The 5,095-nt window shown below is 64.2% G+C and carries 5 protein-coding genes; 3 read left to right on the top strand and 2 right to left on the bottom strand.

What is annotated here, in order from left to right; all coding sequences use genetic code 11:
- Window positions 1-26 precede the first annotated feature (26 nt).
- Window positions 27-1,757 (bottom strand): C4-dicarboxylic acid transporter DauA, encoded by a 1,731-nt coding sequence (dauA, locus tag LO50_RS21250; protein ID WP_044316276.1) that lies wholly within the window; start codon window positions 1,755-1,757, stop codon window positions 27-29.
- Between the two features lie 193 nt (window positions 1,758-1,950).
- Between dauA and LO50_RS21255 the strand changes: the two genes are divergently transcribed.
- Window positions 1,951-2,238, top strand: a complete 288-nt coding sequence (locus tag LO50_RS21255; protein ID WP_044316277.1) for a PA4642 family protein — start codon at window positions 1,951-1,953, stop codon at window positions 2,236-2,238.
- Between the two features lie 326 nt (window positions 2,239-2,564).
- Window positions 2,565-4,076, top strand: coding sequence for a malate dehydrogenase (quinone) (gene mqo / locus LO50_RS21260; RefSeq protein ID WP_080902147.1), 1,512 nt, complete (start codon window positions 2,565-2,567; stop codon window positions 4,074-4,076).
- A 75-nt stretch (window positions 4,077-4,151) separates the two neighbouring features.
- On the opposite strand, the gene LO50_RS21265 is transcribed toward mqo, so the two are convergent.
- Window positions 4,152-4,343 carry a hypothetical protein gene (locus tag LO50_RS21265; RefSeq protein ID WP_044316279.1) on the bottom strand — a complete coding sequence of 64 codons (192 nt, stop codon included), beginning with the start codon at window positions 4,341-4,343 and terminating at the stop codon, window positions 4,152-4,154.
- Between the two features lie 174 nt (window positions 4,344-4,517).
- On the opposite strand from LO50_RS21265, the gene LO50_RS21270 reads away from it, so the two are divergent.
- On the top strand, window positions 4,518-5,095 hold a 578-nt coding region (locus tag LO50_RS21270), incomplete at its 3' end, for a YajG family lipoprotein (protein ID WP_044316280.1).

Below are 5,095 nucleotides of genomic sequence, written 5' to 3' on the forward strand. Positions count from 1 at the left end.
CGCTGCCGGGCAAGCCGGGAGCGCATTCAGGCGGGGGCCTCGCCCGGCTCCGGGCGCAACAGGCGCAGTGCTTTCTCGCGGGCCTGACTCAGGTTGCGCACGTACAGCAGATGCCCCTGCAGGCGGTGAATGCCGGCGCGGCGCAATTTCAGGCGGACGCGCGCATTGCTGCCGCTCAGGATCAGCGTGACCCCCAGTCGGCGGTAATCCACCAGCACGTTTTCCAACGATGCCAGCGCTGTCATGTCCAGCATCGGCACCGCGCTGATGTCGACGATCACCACCTTGACCTCGGGATTGAAGCGCCGTAGGGCGCCCAGCGCCTTTTCCGCCGCGCCGAAGAACAGCGGCCCACGGATCGCGTAGGTCGCCACGTGCTCGGGCATGTCCTGGAGGATCCGCCGCTGCTCGCGCGAGAGAGCGGTGGTGTCGGTCAGCTCGCTCATGCGCTTTATGAACAGCCCGGCTGCCAGCAGCAGCCCGACCCCGACGGCCAGCACCATGTCGAACAGCACGGTGAGTGTCAGGCAGGTCAGCAGCACCAGCACATCGCTGCGCGGTGCGATGCGCAATACGTGCATCACGTGCGGTGCTTCGCTCATGTTCCAGGCCACCATCACCAGCAACGCCGCCAGTGCCGCCATGGGCAGGTAACTGAACAGCGGCGCCAGCCAGAGCACTGCGACCAGCACCACACCCGCATGAATCATTGCTGCCAGCGGCGAGAACGCCCCGGCCCGGACATTCGTGGCGCTGCGGGCGATCGCTGCGGTCGCCGTGATGCCGCCGAACAGCGGGGCGACCAGATTGCCCAGCCCCTGGCCGATCAGCTCGCCGTTGGGCTCGTGGTTGCTGCCGGTCATGCCGTCGGCCACTACGGCGCAGAGCAGCGATTCGATGGCGCCGAGCATGGCGATGGCGAAGGCCGGCGCCAGCAGTTGGCGGAACAGTTCGTAGCTCAGTTCCAGGGGCTGGCCGTCCGCTCCGGGCAGCAGCCAGGGCCAGGCGAAATCAGGCAGGAATGGCGGAATGCCGGGGTAGGTGACGCCGTCCAGGGTATAGCTGAACCGTTCGCCAAGGGTCGCCACTGACAATCCGGACGATTCCAGCAGCAAACCTGCCAGCGCGCCGACGGTCAGCGCCACCAGATGACCAGGCACCTTCGGCACCCAGCGCGGCCAGATGATCAACAGCGCCAGACAGATCGCCGCCACCAGCGCATCGCCCATATGTGCGTCGGGCAGTGAGCGCAGCACGAGGCCGACCTGCTCGACGTAATGCTGCGGCTGCTCGGTGAGCGTCAGGCCGAACAGGTCCTTGATCTGCAAGGTAGCGATGACGATACCGATGCCCGCGGTAAAGCCGAGGGTAACGGGGTAGGGGATGAAGGCGATCAGGCGACCGGCGCGCAGCAGGCCGAGGGTGATCAGAATCAGACCGGCAAGCATGGTGCACAGCAGCAGCCCGCCAAGGCCGAACTGCTGAGTGATCGGCAACAGGATCACCACGAACGCCGCCGTCGGCCCTGAAACGTTGAAGCGCGAGCCCCCGGTCAGTGCGATCAGCGGAGCGGCCACCAGCACCGTGTACAGGCCGTGCTGGGGCGCCACGCCGACTGCGATCGCCAGCGCCATGGCCAGCGGGATGGCGATGATGCCAACGGTCAAGCCGGCACTGATGTCCCCGCGCAACGCTCGGGCTCCGTATCCCAGGCTCAAGGCCTGCCACCATGCCGCAAACAGAGGGGGGAACTTCATATGCGGAACGCTCCTTGTAGGCGAGGGCGCCATTATAGGCGCCGGATACCACTTGTTATTCGTGGCGAACAATCGCTCGCGATGGTGGCCAGGCGATGTACGACCTTGGTCGCAAGCAGGTCTGGCGCGTTGAGTGAGCCGGCTGCGAGGAGTAAACTGCCGCCCCCGTGAGACCCCGTGGACCGGAGGCGGCATGCGTAAAGACAAGAAACAGGTGATTGGCGACGAGATCGCGGACGATTCGATCAAGCTGTTTCTTCAGCCTGAGCCGGCTGACGATACGCCCCCTTCGCTGCACAAGCTGATCAAGGCCTATCGTGGCCTGCGCATCGATGACTTCGAACGCTTCCTCGGCTTCTTCGTGGCTGCCGGCTATGACCTGGACGCCCGGGATGCCAAAGGGCAGAGCTTTATCGACCTGGTTGCCGACCAGCGTCAGGCCAGGCCCTACATCGAGCTGATCGAAGCCATGCGCGACTGAACCGCCGGTCGCTGTTTCGTATCGAACGCATCGGATTGCCTGTGCGCGCCTTACGAAGCGCGACGACGATCAGGCTCGGCAACAGATTCGCAATCGTTTTATCTCGCCGCGTCCGCCGTTGAGCATCGGGTAAGGCCCGCTCCGGAGGGACGGCAGCGAGAGGAAGGAGGCCAAAAGCCGCCCTTCCGACAGCTGGCAGGCAGCCTGTGGCTGCCTGTTCTCGGGCACATGTTCCCGAGCAGCGGTCCAGGCACATGCTCCGTGCCTGACCGTCTGGCTGGTGGGTTTTACGGGGCCGCGTACTGCGGTCTCGACAGTTTAATGCTGTGATTCTGGAGAACGCGTTGATGACGCAACACGATAGCGAAGCAGTGGCTATGGTGCTGGTGGGAGCCGGCATCATGAGCGCGACCCTGGCGGTATTGCTCAAGGAACTCGATCCCAATATCAAGCTGGAAATCGTCGAGCTGCAGGAGTCCGGAGCCATCGAAAGCTCCAACCCGTGGAACAACGCGGGTACCGGTCACGCCGGACTTTGCGAGCTGAACTACACCCCTGACAGCAAAGACGGCGCGATCGACATCAAGAAGGCCGTGCTGATCAACACGCAGTTCGAGGTCTCCAAGCAGTTCTGGGCCTACCTCGCCGACCGTGAAGGCTTCGGCTCCCCGCGTGATTTCATCAATGCCGTGCCGCACCTGAGCTTTGTGCGCGGCAGCAAGAATATCGACTATCTCAAGCGTCGCTTCGATGCGCTGAAGACCCATCACGCTTTCGCGGACATGGAGTACAGCGAGGATCGCGCGACTCTGGCCGAATGGATGCCGCTGATGATGCCGGGCCGCGATCCGAGCGAGCCGATCGCCGCGACGCGCGCCATGAACGGCACCGACGTCAACTTCGGTGCGGTGACCAGCCAACTGCTTGGCTATCTGTCGCGCAGCGGTGGCGTCAAGGTGTCCTACAACCAGAAGGTCACTGGCCTCGATCGCACGGCCAGCGGCTGGAAGGTCGACATCAAGAACACCCGCACCGGCGACTCCCGCCAGGTGCAGGCCGGCTTCGTTTTCCTGGGTGCTGGCGGCGCCGCGCTGCCGCTGCTGCAGATGTCCGGTATCGAGGAAGGCAAGGGCTTCGGCGGCTTCCCGGTCAGCGGCCAGTGGCTGCGCTGCGACAACCAGGAAATCGTCAAGCAGCACCAGGCCAAGGTCTACAGCCTGGCCGCGGTCGGCGCGCCGCCGATGTCGGTGCCGCACCTCGATACCCGCGTCGTCGACGGCAAGAAGTCCCTGCTGTTCGGACCCTATGCCGGCTTTACCACCAAGTTCCTCAAGCGCGGTTCGTTCATGGACCTGCCGCTGTCGATTCGTCCGAGCAACATTGGCCCGATGATGGCCGTGGCGCGCGACAACATGGACCTGACCCGCTACCTGATCAAGGAAGTGATGCAGTCCATGGAGGATCGCCTGGAAACGCTGCGCGGCTTCTATCCCGAGGCCAAGGCCGAAGACTGGCGCCTGGAGATTGCCGGCCAGCGCGTGCAGATCATCAAGAAGGACCCGAAGAAGGGCGGCATTCTGCAGTTCGGCACCGAACTGGTCGCAGCGAAGGACGGCACCATCGCCGCGCTGCTCGGCGCATCGCCGGGTGCTTCGGTGACTGTGTCCATCATGCTCGATCTGCTCGAGCGCTGCTTCCCCGAGCAGTACCGCTCGCAGGCCTGGTCGAGCAAGCTGCAGGAAATGTTCCCGGCACGCGAAGCCACGCTGCAGAACGACGCGGCAGCCTATCGTGAGATCAGCCAGATGGCGGACAAGCGCCTCGGCCTGACCTACTGACCAGCTGCGCTGAAGCGAAAAAAGCCCCGTACCGAACGTACGGGGCTTTTTTGTGCCTCCGGGTTTACCTGCGCATCACGCCGCGCGCAGGCTCTCGGCGGGAAGCGGCTGGCCAATCCAGCTCAGGCGAGCTTCCTCGACCTCGACCCAGGCGACGCCCTCAGGCTTGCAGACGCTGCTGAGCAGCATGCGGCAGCGGCCATGTTCATCCAGCAGGGCGAAATGGCGAGGCGGGCGGCGGCGCAACAGGGAAATGAGCTGGCGCATGATGGTCTGCACTCATGATGATTGGCATGTCGCCGTTATCGCAAAGCCGTGTGACAACAGCGTGAAAAGGAACGCGGCAGTGGCGCCGCCGGTCTGAATCGCATCACTGTCGGCGCGTCGTGCCGGTGGGTATACTGCGCCGCATTCATCGCCCCTAACCCTGGAGAAAACAGCATGCTGCAACGCCTGTTGTTCGGTCTTGTCACCGTTCTTGGAATGAGTCTGGTCGGTTGTGCCCACAGCCCGCAGCAGCTCGACCCGAACCCCAAACTCAACGGCACCATCAATCCCGTTGGCCAGGGGCAGCCCGTGGTCGTACGGGTGGTCGATGCGCGCCCATCGCCGACCCTCGGCACTCGTGGCGGCCTGTATCCGGAAACCAGCGCGGTGATCGTGCCGAGTGCCAAGGTCATCCCCAAGCTGCAGGCCCAGACCGAAGCCGCTGTGCGACTGCTCGGTTTCACGCCATCGCCGAACGCCTATAACGCGCCGCAGCTGACGCTGACCTTGGCCGAGCTGAAGTATCAGTCGCCGAAGGAGGGGCTGTACGTCACCGAGGCCAACATCGGCGCGACGCTGAAGGTCGAGGTGCAGAATGCCGGCAAGCGCTACAACGGCCGTTATGGGGCCTCGTTGAATCAGCGCTTCGGCATGGCGCCCAACGAGCAGACCAACACCAAGCTGGTCAGTGACGTCTTGAGCGACGCGCTGACCCGGGTGTTCCGCGACGACAACATCGGTCGTCTGCTGGC

This window comes from Stutzerimonas stutzeri (assembly GCF_000935215.1).
Classification (GTDB): domain Bacteria; phylum Pseudomonadota; class Gammaproteobacteria; order Pseudomonadales; family Pseudomonadaceae; genus Stutzerimonas.

Bases quoted from the DNA above. Each gene is read 5' to 3' on its own strand.
- dauA (WP_044316276.1), bottom strand. From the start codon at position 1,757: ATGAAGTTCCCCCCTCTGTTTGCGGCATGGTGGCAGGCCTTGAGCCTG.
- LO50_RS21255 (WP_044316277.1), top strand. From the start codon at position 1,951: ATGCGTAAAGACAAGAAACAGGTGATTGGCGACGAGATCGCGGACGAT.
- LO50_RS21265 (WP_044316279.1), bottom strand. From the start codon at position 4,343: ATGCGCCAGCTCATTTCCCTGTTGCGCCGCCGCCCGCCTCGCCATTTC.